Origin of the sequence: Paraburkholderia strydomiana, from assembly GCF_046030495.1 — a bacterium.
Lineage (GTDB): Bacteria > Pseudomonadota > Gammaproteobacteria > Burkholderiales > Burkholderiaceae > Paraburkholderia > Paraburkholderia strydomiana_A.
In genome coordinates this window covers 22,902-43,175 of record NZ_JAQQCJ010000007.1, presented here as the reverse complement: position 1 = coordinate 43,175, position 20,274 = coordinate 22,902, and the positions used below count along the sequence as shown (strand labels likewise).

The 20,274-nt window shown below is 64.6% G+C and carries 18 protein-coding genes and 5 tRNA genes; 16 read left to right on the top strand and 7 right to left on the bottom strand.

What is annotated here, in order from left to right:
- The first annotated feature begins 20 nt into the window (after nucleotides 1–20).
- Nucleotides 21–686, top strand: a complete 666-nt coding sequence (locus PQQ53_RS11460) for a C40 family peptidase (protein WP_408144146.1) — start codon at nucleotides 21–23, stop codon at nucleotides 684–686.
- A 228-nt stretch (nucleotides 687–914) separates the two neighbouring features.
- Here PQQ53_RS11460 and PQQ53_RS11455 read toward each other — a convergent pair whose 3' ends face one another.
- Nucleotides 915–1,865, bottom strand: coding sequence for a patatin-like phospholipase family protein (locus tag PQQ53_RS11455; protein WP_408157034.1), 951 nt, complete (start codon nucleotides 1,863–1,865; stop codon nucleotides 915–917).
- Between the two features lie 690 nt (nucleotides 1,866–2,555).
- On the opposite strand from PQQ53_RS11455, the gene gltX reads away from it, so the two are divergent.
- From gltX to PQQ53_RS11420, 7 genes are all read left to right on the top strand, one after another.
- Nucleotides 2,556–3,965, top strand: a complete 1,410-nt coding sequence (gene gltX, locus PQQ53_RS11450) for a glutamate--tRNA ligase (RefSeq protein WP_408144150.1) — start codon at nucleotides 2,556–2,558, stop codon at nucleotides 3,963–3,965.
- Nucleotides 3,966–4,090: 125 nt separating this feature from the next.
- Nucleotides 4,091–4,166 (top strand) — tRNA-Ala (locus PQQ53_RS11445).
- Nucleotides 4,167–4,328: 162 nt separating this feature from the next.
- A tRNA-Glu gene (locus PQQ53_RS11440) sits at nucleotides 4,329–4,404 on the top strand.
- A gap of 103 nt (nucleotides 4,405–4,507) precedes the next feature.
- A tRNA-Asp gene (locus PQQ53_RS11435) sits at nucleotides 4,508–4,584 on the top strand.
- A 61-nt stretch (nucleotides 4,585–4,645) separates the two neighbouring features.
- Nucleotides 4,646–4,721: transfer RNA gene (locus PQQ53_RS11430), tRNA-Glu, on the top strand.
- 54 nt (nucleotides 4,722–4,775) lie between these two features.
- Nucleotides 4,776–4,852: transfer RNA gene (locus tag PQQ53_RS11425), tRNA-Asp, on the top strand.
- A gap of 143 nt (nucleotides 4,853–4,995) precedes the next feature.
- On the top strand, nucleotides 4,996–5,460 hold the full coding sequence (locus tag PQQ53_RS11420) for a GNAT family N-acetyltransferase (RefSeq protein WP_408324139.1): 465 nt from the start codon (nucleotides 4,996–4,998) through the stop codon (nucleotides 5,458–5,460).
- 9 nt (nucleotides 5,461–5,469) lie between these two features.
- Here PQQ53_RS11420 and PQQ53_RS11415 read toward each other — a convergent pair whose 3' ends face one another.
- The gene (locus PQQ53_RS11415) at nucleotides 5,470–6,369 is read right to left on the bottom strand and encodes an AraC family transcriptional regulator (RefSeq protein ID WP_408144154.1); all 900 of its coding nucleotides are present in this window, start codon (nucleotides 6,367–6,369) and stop codon (nucleotides 5,470–5,472) included.
- Nucleotides 6,370–6,565: 196 nt separating this feature from the next.
- On the opposite strand from PQQ53_RS11415, the gene rraA reads away from it, so the two are divergent.
- Nucleotides 6,566–7,060: a ribonuclease E activity regulator RraA gene (gene rraA / locus PQQ53_RS11410; protein WP_408324137.1), complete on the top strand. Its 495-nt coding sequence runs from the start codon at nucleotides 6,566–6,568 to the stop codon at nucleotides 7,058–7,060.
- A gap of 77 nt (nucleotides 7,061–7,137) precedes the next feature.
- On the top strand, nucleotides 7,138–7,539 hold the full coding sequence (locus PQQ53_RS11405) for a gamma-glutamylcyclotransferase family protein (RefSeq protein WP_121317490.1): 402 nt from the start codon (nucleotides 7,138–7,140) through the stop codon (nucleotides 7,537–7,539).
- A gap of 236 nt (nucleotides 7,540–7,775) precedes the next feature.
- Here the strand turns inward: PQQ53_RS11405 and aceB are convergent, their stop codons facing one another.
- Together aceB and PQQ53_RS11395 are read right to left on the bottom strand one after the other, a co-directional pair.
- Nucleotides 7,776–9,377 (bottom strand): malate synthase A, encoded by a 1,602-nt coding sequence (aceB, locus tag PQQ53_RS11400; RefSeq protein WP_408144159.1) that lies wholly within the window; start codon nucleotides 9,375–9,377, stop codon nucleotides 7,776–7,778.
- A gap of 75 nt (nucleotides 9,378–9,452) precedes the next feature.
- Complete coding sequence (locus PQQ53_RS11395; RefSeq protein ID WP_408144161.1) at nucleotides 9,453–10,298, bottom strand: (S)-2-haloacid dehalogenase; 846 nt, start codon at nucleotides 10,296–10,298, stop codon at nucleotides 9,453–9,455.
- A 172-nt stretch (nucleotides 10,299–10,470) separates the two neighbouring features.
- Here PQQ53_RS11395 and PQQ53_RS11390 point away from each other — a divergent pair, with 172 nt between their 5' ends.
- Entirely contained in the window at nucleotides 10,471–11,373 is a 903-nt protein-coding gene (locus PQQ53_RS11390; protein ID WP_408144162.1) for a LysR family transcriptional regulator, read from the top strand.
- 158 nt (nucleotides 11,374–11,531) lie between these two features.
- Nucleotides 11,532–11,966, top strand: a complete 435-nt coding sequence (locus PQQ53_RS11385) for a universal stress protein (RefSeq protein WP_408144164.1) — start codon at nucleotides 11,532–11,534, stop codon at nucleotides 11,964–11,966.
- Between the two features lie 287 nt (nucleotides 11,967–12,253).
- Here the strand turns inward: PQQ53_RS11385 and aceA are convergent, their stop codons facing one another.
- The 3 genes from aceA to PQQ53_RS11370 all read right to left on the bottom strand — a co-directional run bounded on the left by aceA (nucleotide 12,254) and on the right by PQQ53_RS11370 (nucleotide 16,364).
- On the bottom strand, nucleotides 12,254–13,558 hold the full coding sequence (aceA, locus tag PQQ53_RS11380) for an isocitrate lyase (protein ID WP_408324271.1): 1,305 nt from the start codon (nucleotides 13,556–13,558) through the stop codon (nucleotides 12,254–12,256).
- Between the two features lie 420 nt (nucleotides 13,559–13,978).
- The gene (locus PQQ53_RS11375) at nucleotides 13,979–15,610 is read right to left on the bottom strand and encodes a DEAD/DEAH box helicase (RefSeq protein WP_408324136.1); all 1,632 of its coding nucleotides are present in this window, start codon (nucleotides 15,608–15,610) and stop codon (nucleotides 13,979–13,981) included.
- 484 nt (nucleotides 15,611–16,094) lie between these two features.
- Entirely contained in the window at nucleotides 16,095–16,364 is a 270-nt protein-coding gene (locus PQQ53_RS11370) for an acyl-CoA-binding protein (RefSeq protein WP_408144167.1), read from the bottom strand.
- A gap of 158 nt (nucleotides 16,365–16,522) precedes the next feature.
- Between PQQ53_RS11370 and tsaB the strand changes: the two genes are divergently transcribed.
- The 4 genes from tsaB to PQQ53_RS11350 are packed head-to-tail and all read left to right on the top strand — an operon-like array spanning nucleotide 16,523 to nucleotide 20,154.
- Nucleotides 16,523–17,386: a tRNA (adenosine(37)-N6)-threonylcarbamoyltransferase complex dimerization subunit type 1 TsaB gene (tsaB, locus tag PQQ53_RS11365; RefSeq protein ID WP_408144169.1), complete on the top strand. Its 864-nt coding sequence runs from the start codon at nucleotides 16,523–16,525 to the stop codon at nucleotides 17,384–17,386.
- Nucleotides 17,383–17,877 carry a ribosomal protein S18-alanine N-acetyltransferase gene (gene rimI / locus PQQ53_RS11360; RefSeq protein WP_408144170.1) on the top strand — a complete coding sequence of 165 codons (495 nt, stop codon included), beginning with the start codon at nucleotides 17,383–17,385 and terminating at the stop codon, nucleotides 17,875–17,877. Before tsaB ends, rimI begins: the two co-directional genes overlap by 4 nt.
- The gene (locus PQQ53_RS11355) at nucleotides 17,864–19,114 is read left to right on the top strand and encodes a uracil-DNA glycosylase (protein ID WP_408324134.1); all 1,251 of its coding nucleotides are present in this window, start codon (nucleotides 17,864–17,866) and stop codon (nucleotides 19,112–19,114) included. Before rimI ends, PQQ53_RS11355 begins: the two co-directional genes overlap by 14 nt.
- Entirely contained in the window at nucleotides 19,114–20,154 is a 1,041-nt protein-coding gene (locus PQQ53_RS11350; protein WP_408324133.1) for a DUF1853 family protein, read from the top strand. The genes PQQ53_RS11355 and PQQ53_RS11350 overlap by 1 nt, the downstream gene beginning before the upstream one ends.
- The last annotated feature ends 120 nt before the right edge of the window (nucleotides 20,155–20,274 follow it).

Here is a 20,274-nt window from a genome sequence, read left to right as displayed (position 1 = left end):
TTGGCAAAAACTACCGACCAATGCGGCACAGAAACTTAACCCAGGCTTGCACGCGCGTCGTCGCCGGGATGTTCATTGGCGTCTTGATGGCAGCAGCTCCCGGCGCTTTCGCCGACGAAGTAAGCAGTTTCAATCAGAATGCCTCACTTTCGACCTCCACCGGGTCGAATCCCTTGTCCTTCTCCAGCCCGCAAGCAGGCGCTTCCGACAGCGACAGCGGCGCCAAATCGTTCCTGTCCGGCATGGCTGGCAAAGCGGGCGACGTAGTGGTCGGCGCGCTGAACATGATCGGCGTTCGCTACCGTTGGGGCGGCAACACGCCTGATTCGGGGCTCGATTGCAGCGGTTTCGTACGCTACGTGTTCCAGGACACGCTCGGCATGGCGCTGCCGCGCCGCGCGGAAGAAATGAGCCGCGTCGGCGAAAAGGTTCGCGTGAGCGACCTGAAGCCGGGCGATCTGGTGTTCTTCAACACGATGCGCCGTACGTTCTCACACGTGGGCATCTATATCGGCGACAACAAGTTCGTGCATTCGCCGTCCACGGGCAGCACGATCCGCGTCGACGACATGGATAGCGGCTATTGGGAAAAGCGCTTCACCGGTGCGCGCCGGATCGAGGCGTCGTATCAGGAAGGCGAAGATCTGCGCAAGCGCGTGAATGCGACGATCGGCGGGAATAACTGATTCCGGCCGCGTCGGTGTTTTAGCGCGATAAAAAGCCTGCTTCGGATGAAGCAGGCTTTTTGCATTCTGGTGGCGGTTTAAGAGCGGCGAGGTGGTTGTCTTGTGCGATTTTCGGGCCGGATAGGCTGAATTTGCGCCGGCTCTTGCTGAGGGCTCCGCCCGAACTTTGACCAGCTGCCGTGCCGGTGGCAGCCCACCGGCGCCGTCCCAGCCTCCGCCCCGGCCAACTTACGCCGTCGGCCGGCTCGCGGCCAGCTTGCGCTGCAACTCCGGCATCATCTTCGCCACCGCTTCCTCGCCCGCGAGAATCGCCGCGTTGCGCTGCGAAAAATCGCTGCCGCTCATCGCGGCCAGATTTGGCCGGATCACGACATCGGCGTACTTGTCGAGTTCATAGGCCTTGATCGTCTGGCCCATGATGGTGAAGGTCTGCATCAGCACGTCGAACGAACTGGCGGTCAGGCCGCTCTCCGGGCGCTGCGAAATATCCACGGCGATCACGAAGTCCGCGCCCATCTTGCGTGCGAACGAGGCGGGCACCGGGCTCACCAGACCGCCGTCGACATATTCGTGACCGCCGATCTTCACCGGCTCGAAAATCGACGGCACGCTGCACGACGCGCGCACCGCGACGCCCGTGTTGCCGCGCTGGAACAGAATCGGCTGACCGGTTTTCAGATCTGTGGCCACCACGCCGAGAGGCTTCGCCATCTTCTCGATCGGACGGTTGTTCAGCGTCGTGTTCAGATAGTTCTGCAGCGCGATGCCTTGCAGGAAGCCCCGCGTGCGAAATGGCATCGCCCAGTCGCTTATCGACGCCTCGTCCATGGTCAGCGCGAGCTTGTTCAACGCAAAGCCGTTCATACCCGATGCGTACAGCGCCCCGACCACCGATCCGGCGCTGGTGCCAGCCACCAGATCGACATGGATGTTGCGCGCCTCCAATGCCTTGATCACGCCGATGTGCGCGAAGCCGCGCGCGGCGCCGCCGCCCAGCGCCAGCGCGACACGGACCGGCCGCTGCGCTTTGTCGAGCGGTGGCGGGTTGGCGGTGGGCGTGGCGGCGACCGGCGAGTTGTCGGTTTTGCCGCCGCCGGTCGTGGTGCAGGCGGCCAGCACCGCCGAGGCGGCTGCCAATGAAAAGTTGCGGCGGGCGAGACGGGGCGACGAGGGTTTCAACGAGTTCTCCAGCAACGGCGCGGGCGACGCGACCGGCGTCGCCGCGGGCCGCGTTCAGACTGATAGTCAAACGGACAGGATCGCCAGCGGCAATTCCACGCACTGCAGATCTATCGGCAACCGCAGCGCGCGCACATCATAAATCAAAGGCCCACGCGCGCGGCGGCCTGGTAATGAAACGTTGCAGAGGAAGCATTCGAGTGGCTTGGGGCGGTTTCGCCGAGGCTTCAGGGCGGCTGCTCGGGCTCGGGCTCGGCGCACGTGCGCGGCCGGAGCGGTGCGCAGGCGCCTCGGCTCAGCTCGGCGAAACACGCGTCTCGCGCAGCGCGCGAGCGGCTCGGTTGCCTTCAGCCGGTCCCCGTTGAAACATAGCCCTGCGACCAGGCCAGCGGGCGCCGCAGTCCACTGCTCGCACGATACATCCCGGAAGTTTGCCGGGCGCACGCGCGCCGACACCGCCAAGCCAGCCCTTAAAGCCCATTCCACACGCTAGCCGAGGCCTCGCGGACACCGCCATCGTCCATTCGGCCGAGGCCAGGCAACGCGCGCGCGGAAGGTATAATTCGCCTCTCGCATTTAATTCCCTCGTGTCCATGCACGGCGCTTTTCCGCCGCATGGGCGCGGTCCGCTGCCGCGCCTGACGGGCTATGTCCGCCCGGGCGCCGGCGCCAGTCTTCGAGTAACCGCTAATGACCACCTCCGTTCGTACCCGTTTCGCACCGAGTCCCACCGGCTTCATCCACCTCGGCAACATTCGCTCCGCGCTTTATCCGTGGGCGTTCGCGCGCAAGATGAAAGGGACCTTCGTGCTGCGGATCGAGGACACCGACGTCGAGCGCTCCACCAGTGAATCCGTCGATGCCATTCTCGAAGGCATGGCGTGGCTCGGCCTCGATTTCGACGAAGGCCCGTTCTACCAGATGCAGCGCATGGACCGTTACCGCGAAGTGCTCAAAGAGATGCAGGACGCCGGGCTCGTTTACCCGTGCTACATGTCGACCGAAGAGCTCGACGCGCTGCGTGAACGGCAGCGCGAAGCCGGCGAAAAGCCGCGCTACGACGGCACGTGGCGCCCCGAACCGGGCAAGGTGCTGCCGCAGCCCCCGGCAGGCGTGCAGCCAGTGCTGCGCTTCCGTAACCCGCTGACGGGCGTGGTCGCATGGGACGACGCGGTGAAGGGCCGCATCGAGATCTCGAACGAGGAACTCGACGATCTCGTGATCGCGCGTCCCGACGGCACGCCGACGTACAACTTCTGCGTGGTGGTCGACGATCTGGACATGCGCATCACGCACGTGATCCGCGGCGACGACCACGTGAACAACACGCCCCGCCAGATCAACATTCTCCGTGCGCTGGGCGGCGAGCCGCCGGTATACGCGCATTTGCCGACCGTGCTGAACGAGCAGGGCGAGAAGATGAGCAAGCGCCATGGCGCGATGAGCGTGGTGGGCTATCGCGATGCCGGCTATCTGCCGGAAGCGGTGGTCAACTATCTGGCGCGACTCGGCTGGTCGCACGGCGACGCGGAAGTATTCTCGCGTGAGCAGTTCGTCGAATGGTTCGATCTTGATCACCTCGGCAAGTCGCCGGCCCAGTATGACCACGACAAGCTGAACTGGCTGAATGCGCACTACATCAAGGAAGCGGACAACGCGCGTCTCGCGGAGTTGGCAAAGCCGTTCTTCGCCGAGTTGGGTATCGACGCAGCGGCGCTTGCACAGGGCGCGGATCTGACCGCAGTGGTGGGCTTGCTGAAGGATCGCGCGTCGACGGTGAAGGAGATCGCGGAAAACGCCGCCATGTTCTATCGCACACCGGCGCCCGATGCCGAATCGCTGGCGCAGCACGTGACCGACGTGGTGCGTCCGGCACTGGCCGATCTGGCCGCCGCACTGAAGACCGTCGAATGGAGCAAGGAGGCGATCGCCGCCGCGCTGAAGGCGACGCTCGGCACGCACAAACTGAAGATGCCGCAACTGGCGATGCCGGTTCGTCTGCTGGTGGCAGGCACGACGCACACGCCGTCGATCGACAGCGTGCTGATGCTGTTTGGCCGTGACGTGGTCGTGAGTCGTATTGAAAAAGCGCTGGCGTAAGCGGGTGCGTTCATACGCGCGTTGAGAGGGTTTGCATGCGGCTTGAAAAAAAGTCGCATGTAATTGCGCAAAGGGTATTTACAAAGCGCAGATTGGCCTCTAAAATCTCGTTTCTCTGATGTGCAGGGGGTATAGCTCAGCTGGGAGAGCGCTTGCATGGCATGCAAGAGGTCAGCGGTTCGATCCCGCTTACCTCCACCAACAAAAGAGTAAAGTTGTTCAGAAGTCTGGAAGTTGTAGAAAAAAAGACTTCACAAGCGCTTGAAACGTAGTTAGAATATCGGTCTTTGCTGTTGGCGAAACGAAATACTAAGAAGTTAGCGTGAGTTAGCAGCAGATCAAAGACATATCTGAAAAGATTATGTCCCCTTCGTCTAGAGGCCTAGGACATCACCCTTTCACGGTGAGTACAGGGGTTCGAATCCCCTAGGGGACGCCAAACATCAGCGTCGCTTTAGTGGTCGGGTTAAAGCCCGATTGGCAGTAAAGCAATGCAGCTTGCAGAGAAATAACCGACGCTCGCAAGCTTGGGTGTAAAGACTGGAGTGGTAGTTCAGTCGGTTAGAATACCGGCCTGTCACGCCGGGGGTCGCGGGTTCGAGTCCCGTCCACTCCGCCAGACAAAGCCCGTTCATTCAAATCTGAACGGGCTTTTTCATTAAAGGTGTAAGCAGTACGTTGTCCCCTTCGTCTAGAGGCCTAGGACATCACCCTTTCACGGTGAGTACAGGGGTTCGAATCCCCTAGGGGACGCCAAGACATCGGCGTCGTTCGGTTGGAAGTTTGAACGGTGCAGTAGGTGCAAAATCTGGAGCGGTAGTTCAGTTGGTTAGAATACCGGCCTGTCACGCCGGGGGTCGCGGGTTCGAGTCCCGTCCGCTCCGCCAGATTTGAGAAAGCCCACTTCGAAAGAAGTGGGCTTTTTTTATTTCCGCCGACCATCCCGCCTGGTATGCTCCTCGGGACAAACAGCCATTGCCAGCGTGCGCGTGCTGTTTTACCGTTGACCGACCCATCTTCGTGTTCCGCCATGTTCGATCCAACCGAAGCTCCGTCACCGTTTCATCTGCGCAATGCCAGCATGGACGATTTCGAGTTCGCCGAGGCGCTGACTCGCAACAACATGGGCGGCTACTATCGCCGGCACCATCTCGTGTGGCGGGCCGATCTGTTTCTCGGCAGCTGGCGCGAGTCGGAGAATTTTATTCTCGAAGTGGACGACCAGGCGATCGGCGTGTTGCGCATCACGCAGGAGGGCGATTCCCTCCATATCCGCGATGTGCAGATTGCCGAAGGTCATCGGCGGCACGGCGCCGGCACGTATCTGCTCGACATCTCGCATCAATGGGCGCGCGAGCGTGGGCTGCGCGAATTGCAGTTGCGCGTGTTCGTGGACAATCCCGCGGCGCGGCTGTATCAGCGCAAGGGCTACAAGCTCGCGGGGCCGCGTCTGGCACAGCTCGGCGCGATCCGTCATCTCGCGCGGCGGGTCTGAGATCGACACTCAGTTCGCGGCGCCGTTCGACGCGTTCGCGCGATCCTGCGCCGATTCGTCGTCCGTCTCCGCGGTGCCGAGTTCGCCGTCTTCCACGCGATGCTCCGAGCCGCGCTCGATGAATGCGCGCGGACTCTTACCGAACGCGCGCCGGAACATCGCGGAGAATGCGCTTTGGCTCTGATAGCCGAGTTCCCGCGCGACATGCGAGAGCGGCCGTCCCTGGCTCAGCAGCGGAATCGCGCGCGCGAGGATCGCCTGCTGACGCCATTGCGAAAAACTCACCCCCAATTCCTGCCGAAACAGCCGCGCGATCGTGCGCGTACTCGCACCCACGCTGGACGCCCATTGTTCGAGCGACTCGCCGTGAGTCGGATCCGCGATCACGGCCTCGCATAGCGCACGCAGACGTTTTTCATTGGGCATCGGCACGGACAGCGGCAGCGGCTCCGAGCGCGTCAGTTCGTCGAGCGCGAGCGCGCCGAGCAACTGTTCGCGTGCGGCCGAAATGCCGGGCGTATCGAGCGCGGCGATGACTTCGCGCAGCAGATCCGAAACCTCGACGACGCGCGGCGTATCGAGCCCTGCCGGCACCGTGCTTTCGGTGATGTAGAGCGTGCGCAGGAACGCATCTTCGACGGCCACTACCTCGTGCGTCACATGCGGCGGCACCCAGATCGCACGCGATGGCGGCACCATCCAGGTCGTGCCTGTCGTCGCGACGCGCAGCACGCCGCGCGACGCATACGCCACCTGCGCCCACGCATGCGTATGACGCGCGATGCGCCAGCCGGACGGCATTTGCCGCGAGCGCACGCGGATCGGGTGCGTCTCGGTCGGCTGGAACTCGGGCGGAATGTCGGCGAAGCGCACGAAGCTCGACAATTCGGTGTCGGCGGACGAAGTCATGGCGAAGATCGGTCCAGGGAACGGAGTGCCGGAAGTCGGCGCGGTGCGTGGCGATACCGGATGCGCAAGTTCCGCGCTCACAGATCCACGACCACAACTCCGCGACCACACCCCCGGCGGGCCTCATCATTGTAGATGTTGGCCGCAGCCCGCCGTTGCATAATGTCCCGACTGTCCCGCCCTCGAGGAGACCCCCATGAGCTTTGCTACCGCGGATTTGTGCGACGCGCACGAAGACCAGTTGACACTCGGCACGCTGCGCGTGCTCGAGCCGGTCTTTCACCTGTTCAGTCGCACTGAGTGCTTCAGCGGCGAGGCGGTGACGCTGAAGGTATTCGAAGACAACGCGCTCGTGCGCACCACGCTCGAAGAGAAGGGCGCGGGCCGCGTGCTGGTGGTCGACGGCGGCGGCAGCCTGCGTTGCGCGCTGGTCGGCGGCGATCTCGCGCAGATCGCGGAGCAGAACGGCTGGGCCGGCATCGTGCTGAACGGCTGCGTGCGCGACACGCTGGAACTCAACGAGGTCAACGTCGGCGTGGCGGCGCTCGCGACCTGCCCGCGCCGCGCCGAGAAGCGCGGTGCCGGCGAGCGTGACGTGGCGGTGCAGTTGCCCGGTGCGCTGGTGCGTCCCGGCGAATGGATCTACGCGGACATCGACGGCGTGCTCGTCGCGAGCGCGGCGCTGAATTGAATTGAATTGAACAGGAACGCCGGCTGAACCGTGGCCTGACCGGAAGCCACACCCTCATTCAAGGAGAGCGAACGACGATGCAAACCGTCTTTGTATACGGCACGCTGCGTGCCGGTGAAGTGAACGACATCAGCGAAGCCGCGGCGCGCAACGAGATCGACGCGCCGAATCTGCTCGGCACGGCCTCGGTGCGCGGCCATCTGTTCGACTTCGGTCTCTATCCGGGTCTTGTCGTCGACGAAGCGGGCGTCGACGTGATCGGCGACGTCTACGAAATCGACGATGCACTGGTCGCGGTGCTCGACGAAATCGAAGCCGTCTACCCCGGCGTCGAAGATCGCTTTCTCGCGCGCGAAGTGATGGTGAAGGTGGACGGCGACGTGGTGAATTGCCGTTTCTATCCGGTCACGCCGAATGCGGTGAAGGGCCTGCCTGAAATCAAATCCGGCGACTGGGTCGAATACCGAAACTCGCGCTGACTGGCTGAGCGCGCCGTACGGCGAATCGGCGAAAGGTGACAGGCGTGACGCGTGAAAAAAAAGGCCCGGCAGGCTTGCGCCTGGCGGGCCGTGCGGTCGGTCAGTCTTGCGGCTCGAGCCGCCTTGAATCCGCATAGGGGAATGAAGGCACCTCGCTACAGCCGCTACAGCATCACGCGGAGCTTATCCACCGCATAGCGCCACACGCCCGGACGGCAGGACGCGCGTCAGCAACCTCAAAGCTCCTCGTACAACGGCAGCGTCAGGAAGTCGGTGAACTGCTCCGACGTCGACATCTCCTCGAAGATCTGCGCGGCGCGCTCGTACGGCTTCGTATCGCCGCCCACCGCCTGCTTGACCTTATCGAGTTCCTGCACCGCCAGCTCGCGCACGAGTTCGACCGTCACCTTGCGGCCGTCGTCGAGCTTGCCCTTCGGCGAGCGGATCCACTGCCAAACCTGCGAGCGCGAGATTTCCGCGGTAGCGGCGTCTTCCATCAGGTTGTGAATCGGCACGCAGCCATTGCCCGCGAGCCACGATCCCAGGTAGTGAATGCCGACGTTGATGTTGTTGCGCAAACCGCCTTCGGTGATCGGCGTCTCGGGACGGAAGTCCGTCAGGTCGGTGGCCGTGACGAGCACGTCGACGCGTTGCTTGCCGATCTGGTTCGGCTTGTCGCCGAGCACTTTGACGAACTCTTCCATGGCGATCGGCACGAGGCCCGGATGCGCGACCCAGCCGCCGTCGTAGCCGTCGCCGGCATCGCGTGCCTTGTCGGAGCGTACACCGGCCATTGCCTTGTCGTTGGCCGCCGGGTCGTTCTTGATCGGGATCAGGGCGCTCATGCCGCCGATCGCCGGCGCGTTGCGGCGATGGCAGGTCTTCAGTAGCAACAGCGCATACGCGCGCATGAACGGCGAGGTCATCGTGATCTGCGAGCGGTCGGCGAGGCAGAAATCGCGATCGGCCTTGAACTTCTTGATCGCCGAGAAGATGTAGTCCCAGCGGCCGGCGTTCAGCCCCGAGCTATGCTCGCGCAGCTCGTACAGAATCTCGTCCATCTCGAACGCGGCGACAATCGTCTCGATCAGCACCGTCGCGCGAATCGTGCCGCGCGGCACGCCAACCGCTTCCTGCGCGGCGATGAAGATGTCGTTCCACAGACGCGCTTCCAGATGGCTCTCCATCTTCGGCAGATAGAAGTACGGGCCCGAGCCGCGCGCGACCAGTTCCTTCGCGTTGTGCACCATGAAGAGCGCAAAATCGAAGATGCCGCCCGACACGCGCTTGCCATCCACCTTCACGTGCTTCTCGTCGAGATGCCAGCCGCGCGGACGCACGATCAGCGTGGCGACCTTGTCGTTCAGCCGGTACGACTTGCCGTTCTGCTCAAGCGAAATCGTGCGGCGCACTGCGTCCTTCAGATTGATGTGCCCGGTGATCTGGTTGTCCCAGCTCGGCGCATTCGAATCCTCGAAGTCGGTCATGTACGAATCAGCGCCCGAGTTCAGCGCGTTGATGATCATCTTGCGCTCGACCGGACCGGTGATCTCCACGCGGCGGCATTGCAGGTCTTGCGGCAGCGGCGCGATTGTCCAGTCACCCTCGCGCACGGATTTCGTCTCGGCGAGGAAGTCGGGACGCTCGCCGGCGTCGAGCCGTTTTGTGCGCTCCGCGCGCGCCTGCAGCAATTGCTGGCGGCGCGGTTCGAACGTGCGATGCAGCGCGGCGACGAGTTCGAGCGCTTCGCGCGTGAGGATCGCGTCAAAGCCCGGCTTGATTTCAGCCGAGATGTCCATGCCCTGCGGCAGCGACAGTGATGAGAGCGAATTCGCCATGTGTTCTCCTTGGTCGGTCAGATTGTGCAAATCGTGGATGTTGAAAAAGCGTTGGGATAGTCCGTGGAGCCGCCGTCACGTGCCAGGGCTGTGGCGTCTGCGGTGGCTGCCGGGATGGTTCGGAGAACTGACTGAGCGGCGAGGCGATGCGAGGGCCTGCAGAAAAGCAAGCAGGTCGTTCATGCCGCCGCCCGTACCATGCGGCGCGACGCCCAGTTCTTCGACGGGAGCGTTTTGCCGGTTGAGCCAGAACGTGGTGAAGCCGAACCACGTCGCGCCCGCCACGTCCCAGCCGTTCGACGACACGAAGACGATGTCGGGCGGCGGTGCGTCGAAGGCTCGCGTGCCCAGTGCGTACGCGGCGGGCGAGGGCTTGTAGGCGCGCACGGTGTCGACGGAAAGCACGTGGTCGAACAGTCCGCACATACCGGCGCTTTTGAGCGCAATGTCGAGCATCTGCGGATTGCCGTTCGAGAGAATCGCGAGGCCGAGGCGTGCAACGGGTTCGTCGGCGGCGGGCGTCAAAGGCGTCGACGCGGGTTCAGGGCCTGCATCCGCGTCGCGTAACGCGCGCAGCGCCGGCACCGCATCGGGAAACGCGGACAGGCACGCGTATTCGTCCATCAACCGCTTCTCGGCGGCGCGGCCCAGCGTGAGCTGAAGCTTTTTCGCGGCGAAGCGCAGCGCGTCGAGCGTGATGTCCCAGAACGGCCGGTAGTGCGCGCCGGGTGCGTCGGCGGGAGCGGCCAGCGTGCGCAGTTGCGTGTACTCGATCTGCTTCTGGCGCCACAGCTGCGAGAGCGCGTCGCCGTGACCGGGGAATATCTGCTCGGCGGCGGCGATCACCGAATGCACGTCGAAAAGCGTGCCGTACGCGTCGAAAATCACTGCTTGGGGGGAAGGTGTCGTTGTGGCCGACATTGCCGTGCACTCCTGTCAGAGGTCAGGACGGATTGTATTAGTGATACTCGACGCTAAAAAAGAAGCTAAACATCACTTGATCTTTTACTTTCATCCACCTAATCTGACGCGCACCCTCACTTTCACGCGTAGTCCGAGCAATCTCCTTCGGGCCTCGCGGCGCGCATCTCCTATGGATCGTTTCAAGCAGATCGAAACTTTTGTCGCCGTCGCGGCCAAGGGCAGCCTGTCGGCCGCCGCCCTGGCCGAAGGTGTCGCGCCCGCGATCATCGGCCGCCGCGTCGACGCGCTTGAAGAGCGGCTCGGCGTCAAGCTGCTGGTGCGCACCACCCGCAAGATCACGCTGACTTTCGAAGGCTCCGCGTTCCTCGAAGACTGCCAGCGCATCATTCACGACATGCAGAACGCCGAAGCGAGCGTGTCGGAGGGGGGCGTGAAGGCGAGCGGCCATCTGCGGCTGTCGGCGCCGGCCGGTTTCGGGCGGCGGCACGTCGCGCCGCTGGTGCCGGCGTTCACCGTCGCGCATCCGGACGTGTCGATCACACTCGATCTCTCCGACCGGCTCGTCGATCTGGTCAACGAAGGTTTCGATTGCGCGGTGCGGCTCGGCGAATTGCCGGATTCGTCGCTGGTGTCCCTGAAGCTCGGCGAAAACCGGCGCGTGTGCGTGGCGTCGCCGGGCTATCTGAGCCGGCGCGGCGCGCCGCACACGCTGGCCGATCTCGCGCGGCACAACTGTCTTGCGCTCGGTGCGAGCGCCAACCAGCAGCGCGGCTGGATGTTCCAGCAGGGCGACAAGGTGGTGTCGATCAAAGTGTCCGGCACGATGGAATGCTCCGACGGCGCAGTGCTGCACGAGTGGTGTCTCGCCGGCCATGGACTCGCGTGGCGCTCCTGGTGGGAAGTCGGCACCGACATCGCGGCGGGGCGGCTCGTGAGCGTGCTCGACGAATTTGCCGCGCCGCCGATCGGCATCCACGCGGTGTTTCCGCAGCGCCGCCATCTGCCGCTGCGGGTGCGGCTGTTTCTGGACTTTCTCAAGCATACGTATGGCCATCCCGGCTACTGGGGCTGATGCGCGGCGTCGCGAGCAACCCGTTTCCGATATGCGGACAGACCCCTGGTGAATCCATGCCCTCATTTCCGCGACCTACAATCGATTGAAGCGGCTTACAAGCCGAGCCTCGTTGGACGCTCACGCCGCGCTGCGCGCAGCCGGCGACGGAGGGCATCATGTTCAGGCACATCCTGGTTCCGACTGATGGTTCCGACCTGTCACACAAAGCGATAGACGGCGCGATCGATCTGGCGCAGGCCGTCGGCGCGCGGATTACTGCATACGCGTGCCTGCCGCAATATCCGTACTCGCCGTTTTCCGACGTGGTGGTCGAGCCGCCCGCCGAATTCCTGCAGCGCAGCGAGCGCGAAGCGCGCGTGCATCTGCGGGAAGTGGAGATGGCCGCGCGGCGTGTCGGCGTGGTCGTCGACAGCCGGACCAGCGTCCATCCGGCGCCTTACCTCGGCATCATCGAAGCGGCGGAGCAGGGTGCTTGCGACGTGATCTTCATGGCGTCGCACGGGCGGCGTGGCCTGGGCAGTCTGCTGATCGGCAGCGAAACACAGCGGGTGCTGACGCATACGAAGATTCCGGTGATCGTGTACCGCTGAACGGCAGTTGGGCAGCGCCTGGGGGCGTCAAAAAACGCGCCGGCGGTGAAGCCGGCGCGCCACTACTCGCCGGCGCGCTGCGCTGGGCCGGCGCTTTCTCCGCTGCTGCGAGTTTTCTCCCAGACTCCGGCCGCCGGGGCTGAGAGTCGATACCTCCGGCGACGCGGCTCCTCCCTGTGACGGCGGCTCTCTATCGGAGCCGTTTAATCGTCTTCTGCGCTGGCGTTTCGGCGATCAGGCCGCGAGGCCGACATGCTCGGCGACGACGCGGCCTGTCGCGTGGCCTGTCAGGCCACCTTCTTGTCGAAGAACTGCTCGTCTTCTGTCGAGCCGTGCAGCGCGGTCGTCGACGCTTCGCGTTCGACCGTTTGCGTCACGGCGTCGAAGTAGCCGGTGCCGACTTCGCGCTGATGCTTCACCGCGGTGAAGCCCTTTTCGGCTGCGGCGAACTCGGCCTGCTGCATTTCGACGAAGGCCGTCATCTGGTTGCGGGCATAGCCGTGCGCGAGGTTGAACATCGAGTAGTTCAGCGCGTGGAAGCCGGCCAGCGTGATGAACTGGAACTTGTAGCCCATCGCGCCGAGTTCGCGCTGAAACTTGGCGATGGTCGCGTCGTCCAGGTTCTTCTTCCAGTTGAACGACGGCGAGCAGTTGTACGACAGCAGTTGATCCGGGAATTCCTTGTGGATCGCGTCGGCGAATTTCTTCGCGAACTCGAGGTCCGGCTTGCCGGTTTCACACCAGATCATGTCCGCGTACGGCGCGTAGGCGAGACCGCGCGAGATCGCCTGTTCGAGCCCCGGCTTCGTGCGGTAGAAACCTTCGACCGTGCGCTCGCCGGTCAGGAACGGCTTGTCGTTGTCGTCGATGTCCGAGGTGACGAGGTCGGCGGCTTCCGCGTCCGTCCGGGCAAGCAGCACGGTCGGCACGCCGGAGACGTCGGCGGCCAGACGCGCGGCGGTCAGCTTGGCGACGTTTTCGCGGGTCGGCACGAGCACCTTGCCGCCCATGTGGCCGCACTTCTTCACCGACGCGAGCTGGTCTTCGAAGTGCACGCCCGCGGCGCCGGCTTCGATCATCGCCTTCATCAGTTCGAACGCATTCAGCACGCCGCCGAAACCGGCTTCCGCGTCGGCGACGATCGGGGCGAAGTAGTCGATATAGCCTTCGTCGTCCGGGTTCTTGCCTTCCGACCACTGGATCTGGTCAGCGCGCGTGAGCGTGTTGTTGATGCGCTTCACGACGAGCGGCACCGAGTTGGCCGGATACAGCGACTGGTCCGGATACATTTCGCCGGCGACGTTCGCATCGCCCGCCACCTGCCAGCCCGACAGATAGATCGCCTTCAGACCTGCCTTGACCTGCTGCATCGCCTGGTTGCCGGTCAGTGCGCCGAGCGAGTTGACGAACGGCTCGTTGTTGACGCTTTCCCAGAGCTTTTCCGCGCCGCGTTTGGCGAGCGTGTGTTCCACCTGAACCGAACCGCGCAGACGGATCACGTCCTGCGCCGAGTAGGTGCGCTTGATGCCTTTCCAGCGCGGATCGGTATCCCATTGCTGCTGGAGTTGCTTCGCCTGTTCTTCGCGGGTGATGGTCATCGTGTTCTCCTTGGGTTGCCTGTAATGGATGGGTGACTCTGTCTTCGTCGAAGCGGCTGGCGTTATGGCGTTTCGTTTCGTGAAGTCTTATATAAGAGTCTAGGCAAACCGAGGATCCCGCAATAGTCGACCGGAAGTGTTTTTCGTATATTTATTATTGTTTTTATTCAATGCGTTACGATCACTGTTCCACATAGAGAAATGACTTTTCCCCTGTTGCAACGGCGCCTCTTGTGCCTTGCAGCATGATTTTTTACGACGCAAAAAAATTTACCACATCGTGAAATTTAGGGATGCTCAAGCTACGGACGAAAAAAAACCGGTGCCTGAGCACCGGTTTCTTCCGACTGAGTGGGCGGCGCGAAACCGTCCGGAGTCTTTTACACGCTGATCCTGCTACTGCTGCCGGATAGCTTAGCTGCCGCGACGCGCCGTGCGCGGGCCGTCGCTGCGGCGTGCGCCGTAGCCGCCGTCGCGCGAACCGCCGTAGCCTTCACGCGAGCCGCCACCGAAGCCGCCTTCACGCGAACCGCCGCCAGCCGACTTGCCGGCCCAGCCGCCGCCGCTACCGCTACCGCTGCGCGAACCGCCGCCGTTGCCGGCCGGCTTGCCCGAACCGCTGCCGAAACGACGGCCACCGCCGTTACCGCCGCCCGGACGGCCGCGGCCGCCAAAGCCAGGACGGCCGTTGCCCGTCGGCGCCGACTTACGCGGCTCGAAGCCTTCGACGACGTTGACCGGCAGCGGGGTGCGCACGAAACGCTCGATGCGCTTCAGCGCGCCTTGTTCCGCGTGATGCACGAGGCTCACCGCGATACCCGAGCGGCCGGCACGGCCGGTACGGCCGATACGGTGCACGTAGTCTTCGGCGAACTTCGGCAGGTCGTAATTGAACACGTGCGTGATGCCCGGGATGTCGATACCGCGAGCGGCGACGTCCGTTGCCACTAGCACGCGCACGCGACGCTCGCGCAGTGCCTTGATGGTGCGGTTGCGCGCGCCTTGCGGCAGATCGCCGTGCAAAGCGGCCGATTCGAAACCGGCGTCGGCAAGACGTCCTGCGAGCTGGTCGGCGTCCATCTTGGTTGCCGTGAACACGATGGCCTGGTCGAGGCCTTCGTCACGCAGCAGATGGTCGAGCAGACGGTCCTTGTGATCGCGGTCGTCGACGTAGTGGACGGTTTGCGCGATGTTGGTGCGCTGTTCCAGACGCTGAACGATTTCGATACGCTCCGGATCCTTCAGCAGACGGCCGGTCAGCGAACCGATCTTGCCGTCGAGCGTGGCCGAGAACAGCATGGTCTGACGCGTAGCCGGCGTAGCGGCGACGATCGTTTCGATGTCTTCGATGAAGCCCATGTCGAGCATGCGGTCGGCTTCGTCGAGCACGAGAATCTGCAGTTGCGACAGGTCGATACGGCCGCGTTCGAGGTGGTCGATCAGACGGCCCGGCGTGGCAACCAGGATTTCCGGGTTCTTCGCCAGCAGCATCAGTTGTTGGCCGTAAGCGACGCCGCCCAGAATGCTGACGGTGCGCAGGCGCTTGAGGTGCTTGCCGTACGTGGCGGCGGCGGTCGTGACCTGCATCGCGAGTTCGCGGGTCGGGGTCAGGACCAGCATGGTCGGACGGGCAACCGGTTGCGGACGGCGCGTGTTGCGGGCGCCGTCGGCCGGACGCGGTTCACGCGGCTGGCTGGCTTGCGCCTTTTGCAGTTGCGAGAAACGCTCGATGGCGGGCAGCATGAATGCGGCGGTCTTGCCCGAACCGGTCGGGCTCGAGACCAGCAGATCGCGACCGGCGATGCCGGCCGGGATGGCGCGTTGCTGAACCGGCGTCGGGTTCTGGTAACCAGCGGCGGTCAGCGCGGAGACGACATCCGCGGAGAGACCAAGCGACGCGAACGTCGGGCCGGTCGGGACTGCGGCTTCAGCGGCGACGGCTTCCGGAGCGGCAGCAACGGCTGCGGCTTGGGCGGGAGCGTCGGCGAGACCGAGTGCCTGATCGGCGATGGCGTTCAACGGGCTGGAGGTGTTGCTCGAAGTCATGAGAATCCTTGGTACACAGGGAATTAAAACGTCGGCGCCAATCGGCATACCCAAGTCGTCGGATTCAGCGAGCAAAGAAGCAGCGAGCAAATCGAAAAACGGGGGCAGCTCGCGACAATGAAGGCGAGCTTTTCGTTAGAAGCTGTATCGGATGCGACATGCCAACACGGCGTGCCGCCAGCCTGGGACATGATCGCCCGAAGTGGGCTAGGCAGGAGGGGACAGGTTCTAAACTGGATTGGAGCTAAACGCTACGAGGCGCTGCGCCGCAAGGGCCGCTACATGAAGCGGGCAAAGCAGTGAAGCGCAGGCCGCATTATATAGGGTTTTGTTGCACTGCGCCACTATTAGGACATTTCCGAGCCGAAAAGTTTGCGAATCCGGCTGCTGAACGCTGTCGTTCGGACGGCTGGGCAGCGTCGCGGCGCGTTGTCGGTGCTCGAAAGAAAGCCCCGACTGGAGCGTCGCCCGCCGCTTCGCGCGCTCAGGCCGCGGCGCCGTTCTTCAACGATTCGACGAGCTCGACGTATTGCTGCTTCGCAGCGTCCTGCGCGGTGCCCTTGAGCGCGGCCCACGCGTCGTACTTGTATTTGCCGACGATGTCGGTAAAGCCCGGCTTCTCGCCCTGAACGTCGCCTCGGGTGGCTTGCTTGTAGAGCGCGTAGAGGCGCAGCAGCGTGAGGTTGCCCGGACGCTCCGGCAACTGCTGCACTTCTTCGTGGGCTTTGGCGAATTGGGCGTCGATGTCTGTCATGGTGGTGTTGCCCGCCGGGCGGGGTCAGATGAGGATCGGCCGACGATGATAACAACTGCATGCGCTCGCGTGGGCGAGGGCTTATTCCAAACGGCGCCGCCGCCAGGACGCAACGCCAAACCTCATTGACGCGCGCGGCGCCGATTACAATACGGTCCATGACTCAAACTGTGCTCCTTGCCCTCGATACCTCGACCGAATTCTGTTCGGTCGCGCTGCTGTCCGTTCCCGTCGACGCCGCTCAAACTGGCGCGGCCCCCCGGCTCTGGGTTCGCCACGAGCAGACCGGCGCGGTCTCCAGCACGCGGCTGTTGCCCGCCATCGGCGAACTGTTCGACGAAGCCGGCCTGACGCTCGCGGACTGCGACGCCATCGCGTTCGGCTCCGGTCCCGGATCGTTCACGGGCCTGCGTACCGCGACCGGCGTCGCTCAAGGCCTCGCGTTCGGCCTGAACCTGCCGGTCGTGCCGGTCAGCACACTGCTGGCCTGCGCGGAGAGCGCGCGGCTGCGCGACCCGGCGGCGACGCGCGTACTCGCCGCGCTCGACGCCCGCATGGACGAAATCTACTGGGCCGACTACGCGTGGGACGAGGCCCAACAGGAATGGCGCACCGTTCAGACGGCCTCGCTCGATGCGCCAGAGCGGCTGGTGCTGCCCGAGACGCCCTTCACGCTGGCCGGCAACGCCGCCGCGGCGTTCGGCGCGCGGCTGCCTGCAGCGGCCGCCGCGCGGACGGTCGACGGCGAAGCGCTGCCGCATGCGGTGCCGCTCGCGCACGCGGCGCTGCGTGCGTTTCGCGCCGGCCGCACGGTGCCCGCCGACCAGGCCGCGCCGGAATACGTGCGCGACAAGGTTGCGCAGACCACGGCGGAGCGTATTGCAGAGAAAGCCGGGAAGGCAGAAAAGGCCGCGAAGGCCGAACGGGACGCGGGACTCGCGCAGAGCCCTCAGGATGCCCGCGACAGCGCAACCCAGCCCGCGCCCGCCGCCGGCGCACCTCACGGCGAGGGCCGGCAATGAGCGGCGTGTTGCTCGCGGACCGCTACATGTCGCCGATGACCGAAGGCGATCTGGACGAGGTCGCCGCTATCGAAAAGGTCGCGTATGAGTTTCCGTGGAGCCGGGGCAATTTCGGCGACTCGCTGCGCAACGGCTATTTCGGTGTCTGCTTGCGGCACGTGACCGGCACGCTGATCGGCTATTGTGTGCTGATGCCGGTCGTCGACGAAATGCATCTGCTCAACCTGTGCGTCGCGCCCAGCGCGCAAGGTGCCGGTGCCGGCCTCGCGCTGCTGCGCGAGGCGGTGCGCATCACGCACGCCGAAAAACTCGAGGGCCTGCTGCTCGAAGTGCGGCCGTCGAATCATCGGGCGATCCGGCTGTACGAACGCTTCGGCTTCGCGTCGATCGGCCGGCGCAAAAACTATTATCCGGCGCGGCATCGCAGCCGGGAGGACGCCATCGTGATGCGTTTCTCGTTTGCCACGGAGGGCGCAGATGGCGCTGCATGAATCGGTACTGGAAGAGTTCGGCCTGACGACGCTGTGGGTGCGTCGCGGGATGGCGGTGCAGCCGAAGGTCGAGGATGTCGGCGCCGGGCCGCGTGCGGATGCGCTAGCTGCGCATGGTGCGCGTCTCGACGATGTGCACGGGGCAGGGGAAGCGCCGGCGGCTCTCGCACAGGATGCGCAACGGCCCGCGATGCGTGCCGGCGAGGCGCGGCAAGCCGAGCGCCCGCAGATGCCGGGCGAGCACCGCGCGCCGGTTCGCGGCGAGCAGGTGGCTCCGTCGGCGGGTGCCCGGGAGCGGTTCGATGATCGCGCCGCCTCGGCGCGGGCGAGCGAGCCGTCGCGATCCACGCAACAGAGCGAGGGTGATGAGCGTCGGATGCAGCCCGCGCACGATGCCGCGCAGGACCGGCCAGCAACGCCCGTCGAAGTGCGGCAACAGACGCAAACACAGGCGCAAACACAGCCGCCCGCAACACGCGAATCCGCCCAGCAATCTCAGCAGGCGCCGCAGCGCCAGCCAGTCGGGCAGCCGCGCTCCCCGGAGCCGCCGCCATTCGATGCGCCGCCCGACGACGATTTCGCATGGTTCGACGACCTGCCTGCACACGCGCCGTCGGAAGCCCGCCGTGACACGCCTGAACTGCCGGCCGTCCACACGCTCGACTGGGACGCGCTGAGCGAGCGCGTTGCCGATTGCCGCCAGTGCCGTCTGTGCGAGAAGCGCACGAACACCGTATTCGGCGTCGGCGATCGCGCCGCGGACTGGATGCTGATCGGCGAAGCGCCCGGTGAGAACGAAGACCGTCTCGGCGAGCCGTTCGTCGGTCAGGCGGGCAAGCTGCTCGACAACATGCTGCATTCGCTGGCGCTCGCGCGCGACACCAATGTCTACATCGCCAACGTGATCAAATGCCGGCCGCCCGGCAACCGCAATCCCGAGCCGGACGAAGTCCTGCAGTGCGAGCCGTATCTGCAACGTCAGGTGGGGCTGGTCAAGCCGAAGCTGATCGTTGCGATGGGCCGCTTCGCGGCGCAGAGTCTGCTCAAGACCGAAGCGAGCATTTCGGCGCTGCGCGGTCGCGTGCATGAGTACGAAGGCGTCCCGGTGATCGTCACCTATCACCCGGCGTATCTGCTGCGCCGGCTGCCCGACAAGGCGAAGGCCTGGGCCGACCTATGCCTCGCCCGCGATACGTGGCACGCAGCGGGCGGCGCGCCGTCGAACGCGGCGAAGTGATGACCGCCGGTGGACCGGCGGCGCATGTCGCCGCCGCGCCAGGCAACCACGCCGCGCTCCTCGATTCGTTGCTCGGCACCTTGCGCGACCCGGCCGTGCGCGATCTCGCATGGCTGCTGCTGAGCGCCGACCTGTTGCGCCCGCAAGCGCCGATGGGCGCGCTCGCGAATCCCTTCGATTCCCAGCAGGAACTTCAGGCAAGCGTCGCCTGGCTGTGTGCGCTCGACGCCGCGCCGCAGCCGCTGCATCTCGAGCTCGCGGCGACGCGCATCACGCGTCTTGGCCGATACGCCGAACGGCTGCTCGGCTGGTTCCTGCAACACGGGCCGGCGGCGCGGCTGGTCGCGGCCGGTGTGCCGTTGCGGCGCGCGGGCATCACGCTCGGCGAATGCGATTTTCTCGTGGAGTCGCGTGAGGGCGCGCGGCTGCACTGGGAGTTGGCGGTGAAGTGTTATCTGCATGCGGGCGGAGGGCGCGAGGAGGGGCAGGGAACGGCACAAGCGCACGCGCGCCTCGCTGATTACGTCGGGCCGAATCTGAAAGACCGCTTCGATCTCAAGCTCGCGCATCTGCTGAACCATCAACTGCCGTTGAGTGCGCGCGAAGAGTTCGCGTCGGTCGGTTATGCGGGGCCGTGGACGCCGGAGATGTTCGTCAAAGGCTGGCTGTTTTACCGGCATGGCGAGAGGCCGGCGGACCCCGTCGAACTCGATCCGGCGCATGGCCGCGGCTGGTGGACCACGCGCAGCGATTGGCCGGCGTTCGCGGCGGCGCAGGCGCAAAAGTGGCGGCAGTTGCCGCGGCTCGAATGGCTTGCACCGAGGCGCGTTGCGCAGGAAAACGAGCAGGGTGGGAGCGAGGCCGCTGGATCGCTTTGGGTCGACGCGCAAACGCTTGCGGCGCAGATTTCAGCTCAGCATGGACCGGCGATGGTCGTCGCTCTTGTCGAGGATCGTGCCGGCTATCTGGTCGAACGCTCTCGCGGTTTCATCGTGCCGGACGAGTGGCCGGAGCAGGCGTGGAACTACGCGCGGAAGTAGTGGAGTGGCAGACGGTACGACGCAGTCGCTCTCGACGCAGCGAAGCACGTGTCACGATCTCGCCGGGGACGATCGATCGGAATGATTGCCGGATTTGACGGTGCGTACGAGCGGCCCGAG